Source organism: Ochrobactrum sp. MYb379 (genome assembly GCF_037479515.1).
Lineage (GTDB): Bacteria > Pseudomonadota > Alphaproteobacteria > Rhizobiales > Rhizobiaceae > Brucella.
The window spans coordinates 19058-37429 of sequence record NZ_JBBGYW010000002.1 but is presented as its reverse complement, the minus strand read 5'-3'; the positions used below and the strand labels follow the sequence as shown (position 1 = coordinate 37429).

Below are 18372 nucleotides of genomic sequence, written 5' to 3'. Positions count from 1 at the left end.
CGGCAGGTCATCCTCGCCGCCTTTTTTATTGAGCCAAATCGCGTGGTTTGCACGATGACCTTGCATTTCTTGCCTTTAACTGGCTTGTTAGGCGAGCTTTTTGATAAGCATGAATGCGTAGCATGAAGGAGTCGATACTGTGGCAATCAAAACGGTAGGTATTGTTGGTGCGGGTCAGATGGGCAGTGGCATTGCCCATGTGTGCGCTTTGGCAGGTTACGACGTGCTGTTGCATGATGCGGCTGCAGATCGGCTGGAAAAAGGCATCGCCACGATCAACGGCAATATGGCGCGGCAAGTTTCTTCGGGTAAGCTGGAAGAACAGCAACGCGCCGATGCGATGAAGCTTATCCGTGCAGCGAACACGATGCAGGATCTTGCTGGCGTTGATCTGGCTATTGAAGCGGCGACCGAAGACGAAACCGTCAAGCGCAAGATTTTTGCTCAGCTTTGCCCTGTGCTCAATCCTGAAGCCATTGTAGCGACCAACACGTCGTCAATTTCGATCACGCGTCTTGCATCCACGACTGATCGTCCAGAGCGCTTTATCGGCATTCACTTTATGAATCCGGTTCCGATCATGAAGCTGGTGGAATTGGTACGCGGTATTGCGACTGACGAGGAAACATTCCGCAAGTCCAAGGATTTTGTGACCGCACTCGGCAAGACAGTCACTGTTGCCGAAGATTTTCCGGCCTTTATCGTCAATCGAATTCTGCTGCCGATGATCAATGAAGCGATCTATACGCTCTATGAAGGCGTGGGCAGCGTGGAAGCCATTGATACGGCCATGAAGCTCGGCGCCAACCATCCAATGGGGCCGTTGCAGCTCGCTGATTTCATCGGGCTTGATACGTGTCTGTCGATCATGCAGGTTCTGCATGATGGTCTGGCAGATTCAAAATATCGTCCATGCCCGTTGCTGGTGAAATATGTTGAAGCTGGATGGCTAGGTCGTAAGACGGGTCGTGGCTTTTATGATTATCGCGGCGAACATCCGGTTCCAACGCGCTAGAGCACATCCCGAAAAGTGGGAACCGGTTTTCGGACCAAGATGTGCGTAAAACAAATGATTAGCATTGGAAAAGCCGGTGTATTCACACCGGCTTTTTTATTTGTGGCTAGAGCGCGTTTCGATCTAATCAAATCAGATCGGCGCTCTCATTCTTTATTTTAACGCGCATCCCGAAAACCGTTTTACACTTTTCGGGATGCGCTCTAATTCCCACACTTGTGGAAAACCTAAATATCCTTACCGTTAACTTAACCTTAACCATGCCGGTTCAGGGGTTGTTCATCTTTAATTGTTAAAGTTTTCATTAAGATGTTCGGAAGCGAAAAGCATTGCCTTAACCCTATTCGGGCCGGTGCCGGATATCATTTTAGAAAAGCAATTTGGTGAAGAGGTGAAGACGATGAACATTATAGTTCAGCTGCGTGACAGCGTTAATGTTATTCGTGAATTCGTCGCACCAAGCTACAGGCCCGAGCGCCATTACATGCGCGGTCCTGGTCCGGCTTGCGCGGCACGCACGGTAAACTGAAAATTGAGACTGCCGTAGCAGGGCCAATGAGGTTCAGGCGCGGAGTACATGATTTCAGGCAACAGAAAAGCCAGAGCGGGTGACCGCTCTGGCTTTTTGTTTATTGGCGTTCTTATTCCAGACCTTCAAAGAGCGCCGTCGAAAGATAGCGTTCTGCAAAGGATGGAATGATGATGACGATATTCTTGCCCTTGTTTTCAGGACGTTTGCCGATCTCGATTGCAGCGGTGAGTGCTGCACCGGAGGAGATGCCGACCGGAATGCCTTCCAGACGTGCAATAAGACGCGAGTTCGCGAAGGAATCTTCGTTTGAAACAGTCACGATCTCATCATAAACGCCGGTATCCAGCGTCTTTGGTGCAAAGCCAGCGCCGATGCCCTGAATTTTGTGCGGGCCGGGTGTTCCACCCGAAAGAATTGGTGAATCCTTAGGCTCAACCGCTACCACCTTAAAGGATGGCTTGCGGGCCTTGATCACCTGACCAACGCCGGTGATCGTGCCGCCGGTGCCAATGCCGGAAATTAGAATATCGGCTTCGCCATTGGTGTCGTTCCAGATTTCCTCAGCGGTGGTGAGGCGATGAATTTCTGGATTGGCCGGATTTTCGAACTGCTGCGGAATGATCGCATTCGGATTGCCTTCAGCGATTTCTTCGGCCTTGGCGATTGCGCCCTTCATGCCTTTTGCGCCTTCGGTGAGAACAAGTTCTGCTCCCAACAGCTTGAGCAACTTGCGGCGTTCAACCGACATGGTTTCTGGCATGGTGAGCACGAGGCGATAGCCTTTGGCAGCTGCTGCAAAAGCAAGCGCAATGCCGGTATTGCCGGAGGTCGGCTCCACAAATACGGTTTTACCCGGAACAGCCTTGCCTTGTGCTTCCAGTGCTTCAATCAAAGCAACGCCGATACGGTCCTTGACGCTTGCCAGTGGATTGAAGAACTCAAGCTTTACAAGAAGATTGGCTTCGACGCCGTTTTCCTTGGCGAATTTATCGATACGCACCAGCGGCGTATTGCCGATGGTGTCGAGGATGGAATCATAAATGCGCCCGCGTCCCGCAGCTGCGCCGCCTTTTTCGCCAAGTGGCTTGCTCATGGAAAAATCTCCTTGTGTTTGGAACGGAGTTTAAGAGGAAATAACGCAAAAGCATAGCTGGCTCTGTGCTTCGGATTGCTAAAATTTGGAATTTTATTCTTTAAAGTCGATGCGTGTAGAATTTATTTTTAATCCATTGTGCGCGGATAGTGCGCACGATGATTTGTTTGAAAAAGACAATTCATGGTTCTCAAACCACTCGCTCCCTCTTTCGGTAAGCTCTTCATGCCTATAAGCTTTTTCCTGTCTGATTGATCCGCATCAATGCCCTTATTCATAGCGGCGCGCATGGTTGGATCTTGATCACAAACTGGAGGCTTGGGCTGTGTATAAGAAAATTCTGATTGCTACTGATGGTTCTGAACTTGCAGATAAAGGCGTCGAACAGGGCGTGGCGCTGGCAAAGCAGTTTGGTTCGAAAGTGTCGCTGGTTTCCGTGACGGAGCTTTTGCCATCCTATGGCATCGTGGTTGCCGCAGAATGGGCTTCCAGTCCTGCTGCTTTTCAGGAATATCGCGAGGCGATTACCAAAGCGGCGTCTGAGCTTCTCGCAAAAGCGAAAGCCAAGGCTGAAGCTGCAGGCGTTGAGGCTGAAACTCTGCACATTGAAAACCAATCTCCGGCACAAGGCATTATCGAGGCGGCACAAAAGACTGGTAGCGATTTGATCGTTATCGCATCGCATGGTCGCCGTGGCGTCAATAAATTGCTGCTCGGCAGTCAGGCGGCTGAGGTGCTTTCGTTCAGCTCGGTGCCTGTTTTGGTGATCAAGTAAGCAGGTATTCTGCAATGGCGAGCATGTGACCTGTTCACTCCTAGTCGCTTAAGCATCTAACAACGCAAGAAGATTGCGGTCCATCTCTGTTAAACTCCTCCCAGCCTGAGGGCCGGAGGAGTTTTGAGGAGATTAGCATGACCGCACCGCGTCAGTCGAAAACCCATATTGGCAATCATCTGGTGCATCCAGAAACGCAGATGATGAATTATGGCTACGATCCTGAATTATCCGAAGGTGCGGTTAAACCGCCCGTTTTTCTCACATCGACCTTCGTTTTTAAAACTGCCGAAGATGGCAGAGATTTTTTCGATTTCGTTTCCGGACGTAAGGAGCCGCCAGTCGGTGTCGGCGCTGGCCTCGTCTATTCGCGGTTTAACCATCCCAACAGTGAGATCGTTGAAGATCGGCTGGCTGTCTATGAAGGCGCGGAAAGCTGTGCGCTGTTTTCCTCAGGCATGTCGGCAATTGCAACAACGCTTTTCGCATTTGCGCGGCCAGGCGATGTCATTCTTCATTCGCAGCCGCTTTATGGCGGAACAGAAACATTGCTCGCCAAGACATTTCAAAACTTCAATGTGGAAGCTGTCGCATTCGCGGACGGTGTTCATGAAGCTGCAATTGAAAAAGCTGCGGCGGTTGCGCTCGAAAAAGGCCGCGTCTCAGTTATTCTGATTGAAACGCCTGCCAATCCCACCAATAGTATTGTTGATATTGCTGCGATCCGACGTGTTGCCGAAACGATTGCAGACAAGCAAAATGGACTACGTCCAGTGATCGTTTGCGATAATACGCTGCTTGGTCCGGTTTTTCAGAAACCGCTCGATCATGGTGCTGATATTTCTCTTTACTCACTGACGAAATATGTCGGTGGTCATTCTGATCTGATTGCCGGCGCCGTTCTGGGTGCCAAATCAGTCGTTAAGCAGGTCAAAGCGCTGCGTGGTGCTATCGGTACACAGCTTGACCCGCATTCTTGCTGGATGCTTGGACGTTCGCTTGAAACGCTCGGCATTCGTATGGAGCGCGCCGACAAAAATGCACGCGCGATAGCCACGTTTTTGCGAGAGCATCCCAAGGTTGGAAAACTGCATTATCTGCCGTTTGAAGATGAAAAATCCGATATTTGCCAATTGTTCAAGCGCCAATGCACGGGGGCTGGATCGACCTTCTCATTTGATATCAAAGGCGGTCAGGCGGCTGCTTTCCGCTTCCTGAATGCACTACAGATTTTGAAATTGGCTGTCAGCCTTGGCGGGACAGAATCGCTTGCGAGCCATCCGGCAGCAATGACCCATTCCGGGGTTCCTGTGGATGTGCGCGAACGGATAGGCGTGCTGGAATCAACAATTCGCCTGTCCATTGGTATCGAGCATCCGGATGATCTGATTGCCGATCTCGCTCAAGCACTGGAGGCTGCCTGATCAAAGAGAGCTTTGTGCATCAAGTGGATGCACAAAGCATAAAGTTGTGCGTTGGCTACTTACTGACGGGCAACCCGTTCGCGGTCCACGCTTCGAGCCCGCCGCGATACCAGAATGTTGTCCAGCCGAGTGTAGCGGCACGCAGGGCAGCATTATATGACGAGCGATCACGCATGCCTTTGCCGAAGAACACCAAACCGACGCTGCGATCGCCACCAGCTTTTTCGTTAAGCCATTCGTCGAGCGCCTGTTGCAGACCATCCGTCACGCTGCCATCACGCCCCGCATCAGTGAGCGAGTAAGCATTCTGCAAGGATTCTTGCAAACCGCTGGTATCGACGAAAAGCGTTTTACGGCCGTTCGCGATAATTTTTACAACTTCAACCGTTGTGATGATTGTTGCTCTTGCATGTTTGTTAGGCGTTGGTCCCGTGTAGGGAGCCTGAAACAGAACCATGCTGGCGGCAATGCCTTCATCACGCAATTCATCAATGGCTGTGCCGCCGCCGCTTGCATTTCCAGCGGCTGGCGCTGACGTTGTGGTGGTTTCTGTGGCTGGTTCACCCCTTACAGTTCCACTTTCAACATCAGAAATCATCACTGCGAGGTGCTCAAACAGGTCATAGCACATGGTGATTGAACCCTCTTTGGGATCGTACCATGCATTTAACTGATCGCAGTCGCGGAAAGTAACAGTGATTGGGCGCGGTAGCACGTAAGTCTGAGACAGGTTGTTGAAATAGCCGGTCAAAGCTTTTGACAGCATGGCATAATAATAATCACCGACGCGACTTTTTGATGGCTCGAAAACGGTTTTAATGACGGCACCCGGCGCATCGGCTGGTTGCTCACCCTCGGGGTGCCATTCTCCTGATCGTGTATGTGGCGCGAGAATTTTCCGCCATGCACGGTTCTGTTTGTTGAACTCGTCTGAGCAGCGGGCGCGTGTGCGCTCATCAAGGTTCACGCTATCAGCCAGATTGCTGAAAACCTTAGGGTTACCGCCATACATGATACACATCATGTTTCGAAACCGCTTCAGATCAGCGGTATGCTCGTCCTGCCATGGCGATGGCGCGCTGCCTTTCATCTCGTTGATTTTGCCGCTGTAATACCACTGCAGCGCGGCATAGGTTGCAGAGCCGACTGCCATATCGTCCACCTGCTTATCCCCCGACGGGTACATTGTCGGTTCAACGATCTGCAATGCGGAATAAATATCAACCGCGTCTTCTTCCGGGCCGGTTGAAGGCAGTTGCAATTCGCCAATTAGCGCATGTCCGAATTCATGTGCAAAGATGCTGCGCATAAGGCCAAAATAGACAGATGCGATTTTGTTGGTGTCTCCCTCAAAATCGGGAAGCGGTCCTGAGAGGTTTCCCGATCCTGCCTGTGTTGGCGCACCAGTTTGCGGTTGTTGCTGTGTACCTGTGTCAGCCGTTTGTGGTGTTTCACTGCGCGGCGTGGTAGACACGAATGGCTGTGTTGGCACATTCTGGCCGTCAGATGTTATACTGAAATTCGCTATCGCAAACATACCAACATCATAGGCCATAACGCCAATTTGTGCGCCGAGCGCGCGAGAGGCCTGCACATCTCCAATGGTTTTACCATTGAGCAGAAAGCGCGATACGCCCGGCACATCGACCATTTCGATGACATCGCTGCCGTCTAGTTTCGCTGCATTTGGTACATTGGCAATATCAAGCCGCTTGCCATTGTCCATGCAGAATAGTTTGGCAGATTTGTCTGCCATGATCTCCATCAGACAAATCGCGTTTTCAGCAGGATTGGTCGCAAATAATCCAATGGAAGCGCTTGGCTTTGATGAGGTAACTGCAACAGCGACACGCGTTGCCCGACCTTGATCTGGCGCAGGACCAGCAGTTAGCATCAAGGTTTGCTCGGAGCCACTTGCTTGCTGGTTGTTGAGAACAAACCAGCCGTCTCGTGTGGTTGCGGTCCAACCCGGTAAAATTTGTGATGTTGCTGCGGAAGCAAGGGGGCCAAGTTCTTTTTCATATTGTGCAAAAGCTGGCGCACTGGACACAAGAAGGCCCACAAGAAAAGCCGCACTGACTATACGCATCTCAGAGTCCTCGCTCCGCTTTAATCATCAAAGTGGAGCGAACACACTCCGACAAGCAATTATTTTGCCCGCCCTAAAACTGATCTGTTCCTATCTGTTTAATGGATAAAACAGATAGACGAAACGTATAATGTCCGACATCCCGGAAATGAAATTTCAAACGAGACGTCCATCAAAACAAACAGTTAGGTGCTGATTAATCAGTGCGAAAATGATCTGAATGTCAACGAATAATTTAAATCTAGCTTTTTCATATACCTCTTAATAGTGAGGTAAACGCTTTGCATAATGCTGCGATGGCATGTTTTCTGGAAGTATGAGCCGTTTAACTGCTCTCAGACCTTCTTCGTCGTCATCATGGCAAACAGATTTTGACGGTTTGTCGGAGACATAATAAGAAGTGTGTCGAGATAAAGCATTCGTGCATAAAACTGGCATAAGGAGGCGTCATGCGCTCATCGATCTTGTCTGCAATACTGCTGTTCATGACGCTCGGAATAGCATCTGCGGCTGAAAAGCCGATCGATTCCTATTATGCCCGATTGAGTGAGCAAGACCATTTCAGTTCATCGGGACAACGCCTGACCAAGGTTGCCGGGATTATCCGTCAGGATCGTGCAAACGTACATCAGTTTGGCAAGGTCGATGCGGAAGACGTTAAAGACCGCTTTTTTAGCGATAAGAATAATCGCGCCAAGCTTGAGAACATGCTGGCAAATGTGCAGATATCGCCCATTGATCAGGCAACTATCATAAATGCAACGCCACTGATTTTTGTTGAAGTCTATCCAAGTTACGTCGTCATAACAATGAAATGACGTTTTGAAGATAAATGGTGCGGGTGGTCGGAATCGAACCGACACTCCTTGCGGAACCGGATTTTGAGTCCGGCGCGTCTACCAGTTCCACCACACCCGCACGTAACTGCCGAAGCAGTTTGATATGGTCCAAAAACGGACAGCGGGGAGGGATATAACGACTAAACGAAACCACGTCAATCGCTCACAAGCGGCTTGACTGATTATACTTCCACACAGCGACGAAAGCGCCTTGGATGGGCGATAAAGCCTGTCGCCTGTGCTCACGTCGCTTTATGAAGCCGCCTTTTTTACAGCGCGACCTCAGCGGCGCAAATTATACTCGACAATGTTCCAACAGACGAGAAAAGCGATCAAGCCCAATACGATAAGATCGAGTGTCTTTAGATAAGTGAGATATTCCAACATAGCGCATCTCCTTCCCAAAGGAGGCGCGTTGGTTTTCGTGAAGCAGCGAAAAAAGGTCCTACTTATATATTTACTTGCTGCAACGTAATTAAATATCAGGGCAACAAGTTCAGACCCTTATTTTTCGCCTGCATTGCTTTAATTCAGGCGCTCTCCCGATAGAAAATATAGCACGTCTTTCCGATTTATCAAATTTTTGTTTCGTTCTGTTTATTGAACTATTCGGCTTTATTTTCGTTCTGTAAAATTGCGGATACGGTTGCGAATGATCCGGGTCAGGTTGCGAGTACGCTGATAAAGATGAATTTGCGAGGCCGCCTGACGCACTTGTTTGTCGACACCCGGATGAAGCCCGATCACCAGTGTTTCGATGGTTTCCCGTTCCTTAAAGAGACGTGACATTACGGGATGGTCGGGCACTGCACAGGAATCTGTGCGGGTAATGTTGGGATCCTCCAGATGGTTTTTGACCACCTCTATCATCAGTAACATGCCCGGTGAGTAAGCCGCTAACGTCTCATCATAAGCCGTTTTCCATGTCCATGCTTCGCCTGACACGGTGAAAACGATCAAGATAGCGATCACACGTCCATCCAATTCAAGCGTATGAATGCGGACACAATCGCGTTCAGCCAAATTGTTGACCGCTTCCCGAGCAAACGCCGCACGAAAGCGATCAACAGCCATAGCGGTGCCACGGCGACCTTTCCAGCCACTCGCTTCCAAGGTCAGAAAGTGCTCGAATGCAAAGCGGACTTCATCGGGTGTGCGGGCGATGCGATGTGCGAGTTCGCCCTTCTCAGCGAGGCGACGCCAAAGGCGGCTGTAATTGCGACGGTGGTGTGCTCCGAGAGCTTCCCTGAAATAGCTTTCACCATCCAAATTGCTTTCGAGGAATGGCCGGGCTTTTTGTTCAATCGAAACGACGGGCAGCTGTCTGCCGACCACAACAGAACGGATTAATTTCGCAACAGCGCCATCGGCGCGCATTTCCGGAAGTACGAGAACTTCCGGCATTTTGATATGATCGCGTGCCAGAATATCGAACAAGTCCTCAACGACGCCCACTGGATCATCGTGATCGATAAGCGGGGTGCCTTGCGGGCCAAATGGTGTCGCCCATGCACGAATGACGGGTGACGACAGGGGCAGGCCGGGGCGCTCTACAGTGTAAGGCATAACGAAGCGCAGGCGGCTGCGGATTTCATTTTCATCACGCATCACCATGAAGCGCACTTCTCGATCTTCAAGGCGTGGCATGGCTGGTGCCAGAAAGCGTGCATTGAAGAAGATATTGGGCTCGATTGTGCGGCTGCTTAAGTGGTCAAGTTCATCGCGCAGTTCAAAGCCTGCGGAGGCACCATAAATTGCAAGCTTACGTGGGATGTCTCGATGAAGCAGGCTTTCTTCCAGTCGCTTGGCTGTATCCTTCCCCGCGACATTATCGGACAGCTGAGAGATGATGCGGGCCGTATGTCCACCTGCGGATTCCTCAAGTAAAGGTTTTGCGGCCATTACAAAGCCTCCTCAAGGTTTTTAGTGAATCCGAGGAGAATTTGGCTTGTCAAATCAACACCGGAACGGACGCTTGTCACATTGGGACCTGAAACCTGCTTGGTTGCCTGACATTTGGCGCTTTGCCCAGAACTATCGCGTGCTTTTTTTGACACGCAAAGTTCATCAGAAAATGATTGTCGCAGCACGTCAGCGGCGGAAATATGCATTCGTTGCCAATCCTGTTTATTGCGACTTTTGATCAAAGTTCTGCTTGTCCCGCTGCGATATCTCGAGGTCGATCTATCCAGCGTATTTTAATCGTTGCTGAACAAGATTGGCCAAACATTAGATGGGAGTTCTTTAAAAAGGTAAAAACAAATCGCCCACTTCTGACCAAGCGAAGCCAAATTCGCATTAATGGTAATTACTTTCTGAACATATCAGTTTCTGTGAAATTACTAAAATATGGAGTTGCCAAGCACTTTGGCAAATAAAAACCCGGCGATTGCGCGCCGGGTTTTCATGTAAGCTAGATTGCTGTCAGCGCTTATTCGAACGCGCCGTGGCAATGCTTGTATTTCTTGCCAGAACCGCAAGGGCAGGATTCGTTGCGGCTCACCTTGCCCCATGTTTTAGGGTCAGCGGCGTCACGTTCAGAAGCGGGGATGATGCGCTCATCCTGCTGATGATCGGCCCAAGCATTTTCATCAAAGTCATTTTCGCCGGTGGTGCCGTCGATATGAACACCCGTCATCTGCGGAAGCTCTGGCTCAACGGGTGCTTCGCGAACGATTTCAACACGCATCAGCTGTGTAATAACCACTTCGCGCAAGTTGGCGAGCAGCGCCTGAAACAGTTCAAAGCCTTCGGTCTTATATTCGTTCAGCGGATCGCGTTGTGCATAGCCACGGAAACCAACGACCGAACGCAGGTGGTCAAGATTGACCAGATGCTCGCGCCAGAGATTGTCGAGCGACTGCATGATCACCGACTTTTCGATATAAGTCATGATCTGTGGGCCGAAGCGTTCTGCCTTCTCAGCAGCGGCCTTGTCGGCGGCTTCCTTGATGCGGGCTTCAAATTCTTCTTCGGCGATGCCTTCTTCCTTAGCCCATTCATCAACTGGCAAGGCGAGGTTGAGCTTGGTGAGAATGTCGTCCTTGAGGGCGGCAATTTCCCACTTTTCAGCGTAAGCGTCTTTTGGAATACGCAGTCGCACCATGTCTTCAATGACTTCGTGACGCATCTCGGTCACGGTGTCAGTGAGGTCTTCGTCGTCCATAATTTCAAGACGCTGCTCGAAGATCACCTTACGCTGATCGTTCATGACGTCGTCATATTTGAGCAGGTTTTTACGGATTTCGAAGTTACGTGCTTCAACCTTGGTCTGGGCCTTTTCAAGCGCCTTGTTGATCCATGGATGAACGATAGCTTCGTCTTCCTTGAGGCCCAGCTTCTGCAACATGCCGTCCATACGGTCGGAGCCGAAGATGCGCATCAGATCATCCTGAAGCGACAGGAAGAATTTCGAACGACCCGGATCGCCCTGACGACCCGAACGACCGCGCAGCTGGTTATCGATGCGGCGGCTTTCATGACGTTCGGTTGCGAGAACGTAAAGGCCACCCGCAGCAAGTGCCTTTTCTTTCAGCTTCGCAATATCGGCTTTGATCTCAGCAATCTTTGCAGTCCGCTCTGGACCTTCCGGCACTTCCGAAAGCTCGTTATGAACGCGCATATCAAGATTGCCGCCCAGCTGAATGTCCGTACCGCGACCCGCCATATTGGTGGCGATGGTCACTGCACCTGGAACACCGGCCTGCGCAATAATGAAAGCTTCCTGCTCATGATAACGGGCGTTAAGGACCTGAAAGCCCTTGATGCCTTCTTTGCGCAGACGCTCTGCAAGCTGTTCCGATTTTTCGATCGATGTCGTGCCGACGAGGACTGGCTGGCCCTTTTCGTGCGAAGCCTGAATATCGCGGACGATGGCTTTGTATTTTTCTTCGACGGTACGATAAACTTCATCGTCTTCGTCGAGACGCTTGACCGGCAGGTTGGTCGGAATTTCAAGAACATTCAGACCATAAATATTGCCGAATTCTTCCGCTTCCGTTGAAGCTGTACCGGTCATGCCGGAAAGCTTGGTGTACATGCGGAAGTAGTTCTGGAAAGTGATCGATGCCAGCGTCTGGTTTTCAGGCTGGATGGTCACTTGCTCTTTAGCTTCAAGCGCCTGATGCAGGCCTTCCGAGAAGCGGCGACCCGGCATCATACGTCCGGTGAATTCGTCGATGATGACGATTTCATCGTTGCGGACGATGTAATCCTTATCACGCTGGAACAGCTTATGCGCACGAAGAGCGTTGTTCAGGTGATGGACGACAGCAACATTTTCGATGTCGTAGAGGCTTTCGCCTTTAAGATGTCCAGCAGCTTCAAGAAGCTGCTCAACTTTTTCGGTGCCGACTTCGGTGAAGATTGCAGTCTTCTGCTTTTCATCGATTTCAAAATCTTCCGGCTCAAGCGCTGGAATGAATGTGTCGATGAGGTTGTAGAAGTCAGAGCGATCTTCCAACGGGCCGGAGATAATCAGCGGTGTACGCGCTTCGTCGATGAGGATCGAATCAACTTCGTCGACGATTGCGTAGTTGTGACCGCGCTGAACCATCTGGCTGCGCTCATACTTCATATTATCACGCAGATAATCGAAGCCGAGTTCGTTGTTGGTCGCATAGGTAATGTCACAGGCATAATTTGCCTGACGCTCACCATCATCAAGGCCATGCTTGATCACGCCCACGGTCAGACCGAGGAAGTTGTAAAGCTTGCCCATTGTTTCGGCGTCGCGGGTAGCGAGGTAATCATTGACCGTCACCACATGCACGCCCTTGCCTTCAAGTGCGTTGAGGTAAACAGGCAATGTCGCCATCAGCGTCTTGCCTTCACCGGTACGCATTTCAGCAATGCCCCGTTCATGCAGGACCATGCCGCCGATCAGCTGCACATCGAAGGGGCGCATGCCAAGCACGCGCTTTGCCGCTTCACGCGCGGTTGCAAAAGCATCCGGAAGCAATGCGTCGAGCTTCTTGCCCTGAGCGAGTTCTGCGCGAAATTCCGCAGTCTTTGCCTGAAGCTGTTCGTCGGTAAGGGATTCGTAATTCTTCTCAAGCGCAGTAATCTGTTCCGCACGAACGCGCAGTGTTTTCACATGGCGGTCGTTGGACGAACCGAATATCTTGCGGGCGAGGCCGCCAAAGCTGACCATTCCTGGTCCTTTCCTGTGCGTTCAGCCGGAAGCGCTTCCGGCGCCATTGCCTTTTTTCGGTTTCATCGAAACTCTAAAAAGGCTCTAACTCTTTAAATCTTTCGCATTTTCGAACTCAAAACCGCATTGCAATTTTGCCGATAATGCTTTGTCGAATGCTTTATTCACGCGTATTGAAACAAATGCAAGAAAACTGCGCGTCGAAAGCTGCCAGATACGGCGCATTTTCAACGCAATTCCCCAGCCGCTTACTGGACGCCAAGCTGAAGGACAGATAAGAGGGGCTTCAAGCGATGTCAATGTTGCTCGAAAGGCCGGAAAGCTCGTATTTTCTAAAGGATAATCGGGGTTTCGGGCCAAATTCCGCCGCATTCATGGGGCCGGTAGGCGGTCTCGAAGGAGAGAATCTCATATGAAAGCCTTTTTCAAAGCCCCATCCCGCAAAGCTCTTGCCGTTCTCGCAACATCCGTTGCGCTTGCTGGTTTTAGCAGCTCGGCTGTTTTTGCACAGGATGCAGCTAAACCCGCTGAAGCCGCAACGTCTGCTGCCGCTTCCGAAGATCCGGCAAAGGTTCTTGCTACCGTCAACGGCAACGACATCACTGTTGGTGAAGTCGATCAGGCCGCTGGCGATCTTGATCCGCAGTTTGCTCGCCTTCCAGCTGAACAGCGCCGTCTGGCCGCTCTTGCAGCCCTCATCGACATTAAGGCGATGGCTGGCGAAGCAACCAAGGAAAAGCTCGATCAGAGCGACGATTTCAAGAAGCGTATGGAGTTCCTGCGTGAACGCGCGCTTCACAACGAATATTTCAAGGATGCCGTTGTCGACAAGATTTCGGACGCTGATGTTCGTACCCGTTACGACAAGGAAATCGCGGCTATCCCTCCACAGAATGAAGTGCGCGCGCGTCACATTCTCGTGAAGACCAAGGAAGAAGCTGAAGCCATCATCAAGAAGCTTGAAGGTGGCGCGAAGTTTGAAGATCTCGCCAAGGAAAGCTCGACCGATGGCACTGCTGCCAATGGTGGCGATCTCGGTTACTTCTCCGAAGGTCAGATGGTTCCTGAATTTGAAAAGGCCGCTTTCGCATTGAAGCCGGGTGAATACACGAAGGAGCCTGTGCAGTCGCAGTTTGGTTTCCACGTTATTCAGCTGGAAGATCGCCGCACCAAGCAGCCACCGGCATTCGATCAGGTATCTGAGCAGATTCGTTCGATCATCATGCGTGAGCGTTATGTCGATATGGTCAAGAAGCTGCGCGATGGCATGAAGATCGAGTATAAGGATCCAGCCGTCGATAAGGCGATGAAGGAAGCCGCAGCGGCGCAGGAACAGGGTGATGCACCTGACGCCGCTCCGCAGCAGTAAGATTTGAATACATGAAAACGCCCCGCAATGCGGGGCGTTTTTTTATCTCCATTTTACTTATAGCTTGATTTTATGCTGCAAACCTTTCCAATGCGCCAGAATCAAATCGCATCTCTTCAGAGGCAATCATGTCTGCGACCGTATCCCCGCTTGCTCCAAAACATTACCCATCCATGCCGGTCATTCACGGCGTCCGCATTGCAACTGCTGCTGCCGGTATCAAGTATAAGGGCCGCACGGATGTCATGCTGATGGTGTTTGACAAGCCAGCAGAAGCAGCAGGTGTTTTCACCCGTTCGCTCTGCCCGTCAGCTCCGGTGGATTTCTGCCGCCAGAACCTCGTTCACGGCAAAGCGCGTGCTGTCGTGGTCAATTCGGGCAATGCCAATGCTTTCACTGGCCTTAAAGGTCGTGAAGCCACAGAGGCAACAGCTAAAGCGGCTGCTAAAGCCGTTGGCTGCAATACGACAGACGTGTTTCTTGCTTCTACCGGCGTGATTGGCGAACCGCTTGATGCATCGAAGTTCTCCGGTCTTCTGGATGATATGGCAAATACTGCCAGCGATGATTTCTGGACAGAAGCCGCTAAAGCCATCATGACCACCGATACCTACCCGAAAGTGGCGACTGAAACGGTGCTGCTCGGACAGGTTCCGGTGACGATCAATGGCATCTCGAAGGGTGCTGGCATGATTGCGCCTGATATGGCGACGATGCTTTCCTTTGTTGTTACAGATGCGCCGATCAAGGCTGATGTGCTACAAAGCCTGCTTTCCAAGGGCGTTGGTTCGACATTCAATGCTGTGACTGTTGATAGCGACACGTCGACATCTGACACGCTAATGCTGTTTGCAACCGGATCGGCAACAGAGCGCGGAGCGCTTGAAGTCACCGATGCTTCCGATAAACGACTTGGCGATTTTAAAAAGGCACTGGGCCGTGTTCTGAAATCACTGGCTCTTCAGGTCGTGCGCGACGGCGAAGGTGCGCGCAAGATGGTTGAAGTCGAAGTGACGGGTGCTAAATCTGCTGCGTCTGCCAAGAAAATCGCGCTTTCGATTGCCAATTCACCGTTGGTTAAGACTGCTGTGGCCGGCGAAGACGCAAACTGGGGCCGTGTTGTGATGGCTGTCGGTAAGGCGGGTGAACCGGCGGATCGCGATCTTCTCGCCATCTGGTTTGGCGATATTCGCGTGGCCTATCAGGGACAGCGCGATCCGGCTTATTCGGAAGAAGCGACATCGAGCTACATGCAGGGCGAAGATATTCTGATCCGCCTTGATCTCGGCCTTGGCAAGGGTAAGGCAACCGTTTGGACCTGCGATCTGACAAAGGAATATGTCGCGATCAACGGCGACTACCGAAGCTAAACGTTTCGGGCTCCATTGGCCTGCAAATAGCAATCTTCTGCGCTCCGGTTCTCGAAGATCACTATTTTCGGCGCAATTGATCTCCGAAACCTGCATCAGCAGAGTTGTGAAAGAGTTTGAATATGTCCAATCTTGCTATCGTTCGTCAGCTTGAAGCCGTAGGCTTCCGTGCATGGCCAGCCACGTCCGTTCATTATGACGGGACATGGGCGATACGCATGACTGCGGCACATCCCTCCAAGCGTCTCAACTCGGTTAATCCACTTGATCCGGGCGACACGCGCGATATTCCGGCGCGTGTCGAACAAGCATCGCAGCGCTTTCGTACTTATGGCCGGGTTCCATGTTTCAGACTTTCGCCGCTGGCGCCGGTTGAGCTGGAGAATTATCTCGAAGGACTTGGCTGGAAGCGTCACGACGAAACTATCGTTATGACAGCTAATCTGAGTGCGCTTGATCTTTCGGCTGAACGTGATGAAGCGCCTTTGAAAGACATTGGCCGCTATGTGGATGCATCGATTGCCATTCATGGTCGCCCGACAGAATTGCGTCCGGGCTTCTCGGAATTGCTGGATGGCATTCGTCCGAATAAAGGCATGTTTGTTTTGGAAGAGGGCGGTCGGGCGGTATCCAATGTGCTTTGTGTGCAGGATGGTGCCATGGCTGGTCTTTTTGACGTGGGAACTTTGCCAGAAGCGCGTCAGAAGGGGCATGGTAAAGCTTTGATCGGTGCGACGCTCAAATGGGCAAAATCACTGGGTGCAAAAACCGCATGGCTGCAAATCGAAGCTGATAATGTCGCGGGTTTGGCACTTTATAAGCGTTTCGGCTTTCAGGAAGCCTATCGCTATGCCTATCGGGAAAGCAATGAACAATGACTGAAGTGAAATCGCGACGTATTGTGTTGGTTGCGGCCTGTGCGCTGGTTGATGCGGATGGGCGTGTGCTGTTGGCGCAGCGCCCGGAAGGTAAGTCGCTTGCTGGTCTGTGGGAGTTTCCCGGTGGCAAGGTTGAGGCAGGCGAAACGCCGGAAGAAACCCTGATCCGTGAGCTTCAGGAAGAGGTTGGTATTACGACGAAAGTGGCCTGTCTCGCGCCGCTGACTTTTGCCAGTCACACCTATCATGACTTCCATTTGTTAATGCCGCTTTATGTCTGCCGTCGCTTTGAAGGTGTGGCGCAGGGGCTGGAGGGTCAGGCACTGAAATGGGTGCGTCCGAAGGATATGCGTGATTATCCGATGCCGCCAGCAGACGAGCCGCTGATCCCATTTTTAATCGATCTGCTCTGAGCCTGTGGAAAGCTACGAAATAGTACCCAAATCCTTACCCGTTAACCTTCCGCGTTAATCGATGATTCACTCCACTGCGGCATTCTCTGGGATAAGTGTTCCGGAGTTAGCCTCATGAGTTTTGATAATAATTATTTCAGTGCAGATCATAATGAATACACCCCGGGACCACTCACGAAAGCGGGACGCGGTATCCTGCGCGTCGTACTGCTTTTTGGTTCTGCCGCAGTCGCTCTTGCACTGATTATTGTGCCGATTTTAAACGATCAGGCGAACAAGCTCGCTGCACAATCGGTTCTGCCAGCTGGCATTGATCGCACGATGACCGGATCGATTAAGCGGGACATTCATATGGAGCGCAAGGCACCCGTCAGGCCAATCTGTGTCATCGAAGTTGACGGCACCCAGACAGGCGACTGTTAAGCCTTTTTGAGTTGCGTATTTTTGTACGCAAAACTGTTTCACACGTTTGCTGGAAACACTTTATTCCACATTCTTAAGCGCATCAGCCAGTGAAGCCTTGGCAGAGCCGGGCTTCAATGGCTTTTGCTGTGATTCGTGCGGCGCCCAGCCAGACAGCCAGATAGTCGAGAAACTTGCGCGAATGCGTCCATCTGGATCGCTGAAACGTTCTGCATAGATTTCTGCTGCGCGTAAAAATAGCTTTCTCGAAACAGGCTTACGGGATCGATCACGCAAAATGTTCTGCATACCCATGGCACGCAGATCAGCCATCAGATTGAATATGCTGTCATAACGAACGGTGACATTTTCCACATCCGTTACTGGAAGCGCAAAACCGGCGCGCTGCAAGAGGCCGCCAACATCACGGACATCTGCAAATGGGAAGATACGCGGAGAGGCGCCACCGGTTAGCTCGATTTCTGCCTGCAAAAGACTTTCGCGCAACTCGCCCAGAGTTCCGTTACCGCTGAGTGCTGCCAGAAACAAACCATCTGGTTTCAATGCGCGGGCAATCTGGATCATCGCGCCCGGAGTATCATTGGTTGAATGCAGTGCCAGCAGCGAAACGATGAGATCAACGCTCTGCGGCTTTAACGGTAAAGCTTCGTCATCGGCAACGACTGCCGGGAAGGGGCCATTGAGAAAGGCTGCATCGCGCTCGATGCGCAAAATCATATCTGCTTTGCCGGAACGGGCAATTGCGCTCGCCACAAGGCCATTATGTCCCGCGAGGTCAACAGCAACCGGGAAACGGCGTGTCACTGCATCCAATCGGTCTTCAAGGTCTTCTGCTGCACGCTGCAAAATAAAGTCTGCTCCAGGGATCGCGTGTTTAAAAGCACGGCGGCGAAACGCCAGCTGGAGATCGCGATCAAAGATCGCGTTTTCAGACAATTGGGCAGGTGAAGGAGCGGCCATTGCGATTCCGTCTTCTCTTTCGGATATGCGTCGGTAATAT

The 18372-nt window shown here is 51.3% G+C and carries 17 protein-coding genes and 1 tRNA gene; 10 read left to right on the top strand and 8 right to left on the bottom strand.

Annotation, left to right across the window (positions count from 1 at the left end):
- Nucleotides 1–139 precede the first annotated feature (139 nt).
- Together WH356_RS04250 and WH356_RS04245 are read left to right on the top strand one after the other, a co-directional pair.
- Nucleotides 140–1015, top strand: coding sequence for a 3-hydroxybutyryl-CoA dehydrogenase (locus tag WH356_RS04250; protein WP_339508965.1), 876 nt, complete (start codon nucleotides 140–142; stop codon nucleotides 1013–1015).
- Nucleotides 1016–1415: 400 nt separating this feature from the next.
- Nucleotides 1416–1544, top strand: coding sequence for a hypothetical protein (locus tag WH356_RS04245; protein WP_260525696.1), 129 nt, complete (start codon nucleotides 1416–1418; stop codon nucleotides 1542–1544).
- 112 nt (nucleotides 1545–1656) lie between these two features.
- Here the strand turns inward: WH356_RS04245 and cysK are convergent, their stop codons facing one another.
- Nucleotides 1657–2640: a cysteine synthase A gene (cysK, locus tag WH356_RS04240; RefSeq protein ID WP_339508964.1), complete on the bottom strand. Its 984-nt coding sequence runs from the start codon at nucleotides 2638–2640 to the stop codon at nucleotides 1657–1659.
- A gap of 325 nt (nucleotides 2641–2965) precedes the next feature.
- Here cysK and WH356_RS04235 point away from each other — a divergent pair, with 325 nt between their 5' ends.
- Together WH356_RS04235 and WH356_RS04230 are read left to right on the top strand one after the other, a co-directional pair.
- Nucleotides 2966–3415 carry a universal stress protein gene (locus WH356_RS04235; protein ID WP_339508963.1) on the top strand — a complete coding sequence of 150 codons (450 nt, stop codon included), beginning with the start codon at nucleotides 2966–2968 and terminating at the stop codon, nucleotides 3413–3415.
- A 137-nt stretch (nucleotides 3416–3552) separates the two neighbouring features.
- The gene (locus WH356_RS04230; RefSeq protein WP_339508962.1) at nucleotides 3553–4839 is read left to right on the top strand and encodes a cystathionine gamma-synthase family protein; all 1287 of its coding nucleotides are present in this window, start codon (nucleotides 3553–3555) and stop codon (nucleotides 4837–4839) included.
- Nucleotides 4840–4894: 55 nt separating this feature from the next.
- Here the strand turns inward: WH356_RS04230 and WH356_RS04225 are convergent, their stop codons facing one another.
- Complete coding sequence (locus WH356_RS04225) at nucleotides 4895–6928, bottom strand: DUF4344 domain-containing metallopeptidase (protein ID WP_339508961.1); 2034 nt, start codon at nucleotides 6926–6928, stop codon at nucleotides 4895–4897.
- 449 nt (nucleotides 6929–7377) lie between these two features.
- On the opposite strand from WH356_RS04225, the gene WH356_RS04220 reads away from it, so the two are divergent.
- On the top strand, nucleotides 7378–7746 hold the full coding sequence (locus WH356_RS04220) for a hypothetical protein (protein ID WP_339508960.1): 369 nt from the start codon (nucleotides 7378–7380) through the stop codon (nucleotides 7744–7746).
- 15 nt (nucleotides 7747–7761) lie between these two features.
- On the opposite strand, the gene WH356_RS04215 is transcribed toward WH356_RS04220, so the two are convergent.
- From WH356_RS04215 to WH356_RS04195, 5 genes are all read right to left on the bottom strand, one after another.
- Nucleotides 7762–7846 (bottom strand) — tRNA-Leu (locus WH356_RS04215).
- A 536-nt stretch (nucleotides 7847–8382) separates the two neighbouring features.
- Nucleotides 8383–9669: a type IV secretion system effector crotonyl transferase BspF gene (gene bspF, locus WH356_RS04210; protein WP_339508959.1), complete on the bottom strand. Its 1287-nt coding sequence runs from the start codon at nucleotides 9667–9669 to the stop codon at nucleotides 8383–8385.
- On the bottom strand, nucleotides 9669–9878 hold the full coding sequence (locus WH356_RS04205; RefSeq protein ID WP_339508958.1) for a hypothetical protein: 210 nt from the start codon (nucleotides 9876–9878) through the stop codon (nucleotides 9669–9671). Before WH356_RS04205 ends, bspF begins: the two co-directional genes overlap by 1 nt.
- Before the next feature lie 320 nt (nucleotides 9879–10198).
- Entirely contained in the window at nucleotides 10199–12919 is a 2721-nt protein-coding gene (secA, locus tag WH356_RS04200; protein ID WP_339508957.1) for a preprotein translocase subunit SecA, read from the bottom strand.
- Nucleotides 12920–13003: 84 nt separating this feature from the next.
- Nucleotides 13004–13291, bottom strand: coding sequence for a hypothetical protein (locus WH356_RS04195; protein WP_339508956.1), 288 nt, complete (start codon nucleotides 13289–13291; stop codon nucleotides 13004–13006).
- A gap of 40 nt (nucleotides 13292–13331) precedes the next feature.
- Here WH356_RS04195 and WH356_RS04190 point away from each other — a divergent pair, with 40 nt between their 5' ends.
- The 5 genes from WH356_RS04190 (at nucleotide 13332) to WH356_RS04170 (ending at nucleotide 17372) form a co-directional block, all read left to right on the top strand.
- Nucleotides 13332–14288: a peptidylprolyl isomerase gene (locus WH356_RS04190; protein ID WP_339508955.1), complete on the top strand. Its 957-nt coding sequence runs from the start codon at nucleotides 13332–13334 to the stop codon at nucleotides 14286–14288.
- 128 nt (nucleotides 14289–14416) lie between these two features.
- Nucleotides 14417–15658 carry a bifunctional glutamate N-acetyltransferase/amino-acid acetyltransferase ArgJ gene (gene argJ / locus WH356_RS04185; RefSeq protein WP_339508954.1) on the top strand — a complete coding sequence of 414 codons (1242 nt, stop codon included), beginning with the start codon at nucleotides 14417–14419 and terminating at the stop codon, nucleotides 15656–15658.
- A 122-nt stretch (nucleotides 15659–15780) separates the two neighbouring features.
- Nucleotides 15781–16536 (top strand): GNAT family N-acetyltransferase, encoded by a 756-nt coding sequence (locus WH356_RS04180; protein WP_339508953.1) that lies wholly within the window; start codon nucleotides 15781–15783, stop codon nucleotides 16534–16536.
- Complete coding sequence (gene mutT, locus WH356_RS04175) at nucleotides 16533–16949, top strand: 8-oxo-dGTP diphosphatase MutT (RefSeq protein WP_339508952.1); 417 nt, start codon at nucleotides 16533–16535, stop codon at nucleotides 16947–16949. Before WH356_RS04180 ends, mutT begins: the two co-directional genes overlap by 4 nt.
- A 114-nt stretch (nucleotides 16950–17063) precedes the next feature.
- On the top strand, nucleotides 17064–17372 hold the full coding sequence (locus tag WH356_RS04170) for a hypothetical protein (protein WP_339508951.1): 309 nt from the start codon (nucleotides 17064–17066) through the stop codon (nucleotides 17370–17372).
- A gap of 60 nt (nucleotides 17373–17432) precedes the next feature.
- Here the strand turns inward: WH356_RS04170 and WH356_RS04165 are convergent, their stop codons facing one another.
- On the bottom strand, nucleotides 17433–18332 hold the full coding sequence (locus tag WH356_RS04165) for a methyltransferase domain-containing protein (protein WP_339508950.1): 900 nt from the start codon (nucleotides 18330–18332) through the stop codon (nucleotides 17433–17435).
- Nucleotides 18333–18372 lie beyond the last annotated feature (40 nt).

What these genes read in the sequence shown, in the direction of transcription:
- bspF (WP_339508959.1), bottom strand. Translation starts at nt 9,669, where the DNA reads ATGGCCGCAAAACCTTTACTTGAGGAATCCGCAGGTGGACATACGGCC.
- secA (WP_339508957.1), bottom strand. Translation starts at nt 12,919, where the DNA reads ATGGTCAGCTTTGGCGGCCTCGCCCGCAAGATATTCGGTTCGTCCAAC.
- argJ (WP_339508954.1), top strand. Translation starts at nt 14,417, where the DNA reads ATGTCTGCGACCGTATCCCCGCTTGCTCCAAAACATTACCCATCCATG.
- WH356_RS04205 (WP_339508958.1), bottom strand. Translation starts at nt 9,878, where the DNA reads ATGCATATTTCCGCCGCTGACGTGCTGCGACAATCATTTTCTGATGAA.
- WH356_RS04225 (WP_339508961.1), bottom strand. Translation starts at nt 6,928, where the DNA reads ATGCGTATAGTCAGTGCGGCTTTTCTTGTGGGCCTTCTTGTGTCCAGT.
- WH356_RS04245 (WP_260525696.1), top strand. Translation starts at nt 1,416, where the DNA reads ATGAACATTATAGTTCAGCTGCGTGACAGCGTTAATGTTATTCGTGAA.
- WH356_RS04195 (WP_339508956.1), bottom strand. Translation starts at nt 13,291, where the DNA reads ATGCGGCGGAATTTGGCCCGAAACCCCGATTATCCTTTAGAAAATACG.
- cysK (WP_339508964.1), bottom strand. Translation starts at nt 2,640, where the DNA reads ATGAGCAAGCCACTTGGCGAAAAAGGCGGCGCAGCTGCGGGACGCGGG.
- WH356_RS04190 (WP_339508955.1), top strand. Translation starts at nt 13,332, where the DNA reads ATGAAAGCCTTTTTCAAAGCCCCATCCCGCAAAGCTCTTGCCGTTCTC.
- WH356_RS04220 (WP_339508960.1), top strand. Translation starts at nt 7,378, where the DNA reads ATGCGCTCATCGATCTTGTCTGCAATACTGCTGTTCATGACGCTCGGA.
- mutT (WP_339508952.1), top strand. Translation starts at nt 16,533, where the DNA reads ATGACTGAAGTGAAATCGCGACGTATTGTGTTGGTTGCGGCCTGTGCG.
- WH356_RS04165 (WP_339508950.1), bottom strand. Translation starts at nt 18,332, where the DNA reads ATGGCCGCTCCTTCACCTGCCCAATTGTCTGAAAACGCGATCTTTGAT.
- WH356_RS04170 (WP_339508951.1), top strand. Translation starts at nt 17,064, where the DNA reads ATGAGTTTTGATAATAATTATTTCAGTGCAGATCATAATGAATACACC.
- WH356_RS04180 (WP_339508953.1), top strand. Translation starts at nt 15,781, where the DNA reads ATGTCCAATCTTGCTATCGTTCGTCAGCTTGAAGCCGTAGGCTTCCGT.
- WH356_RS04230 (WP_339508962.1), top strand. Translation starts at nt 3,553, where the DNA reads ATGACCGCACCGCGTCAGTCGAAAACCCATATTGGCAATCATCTGGTG.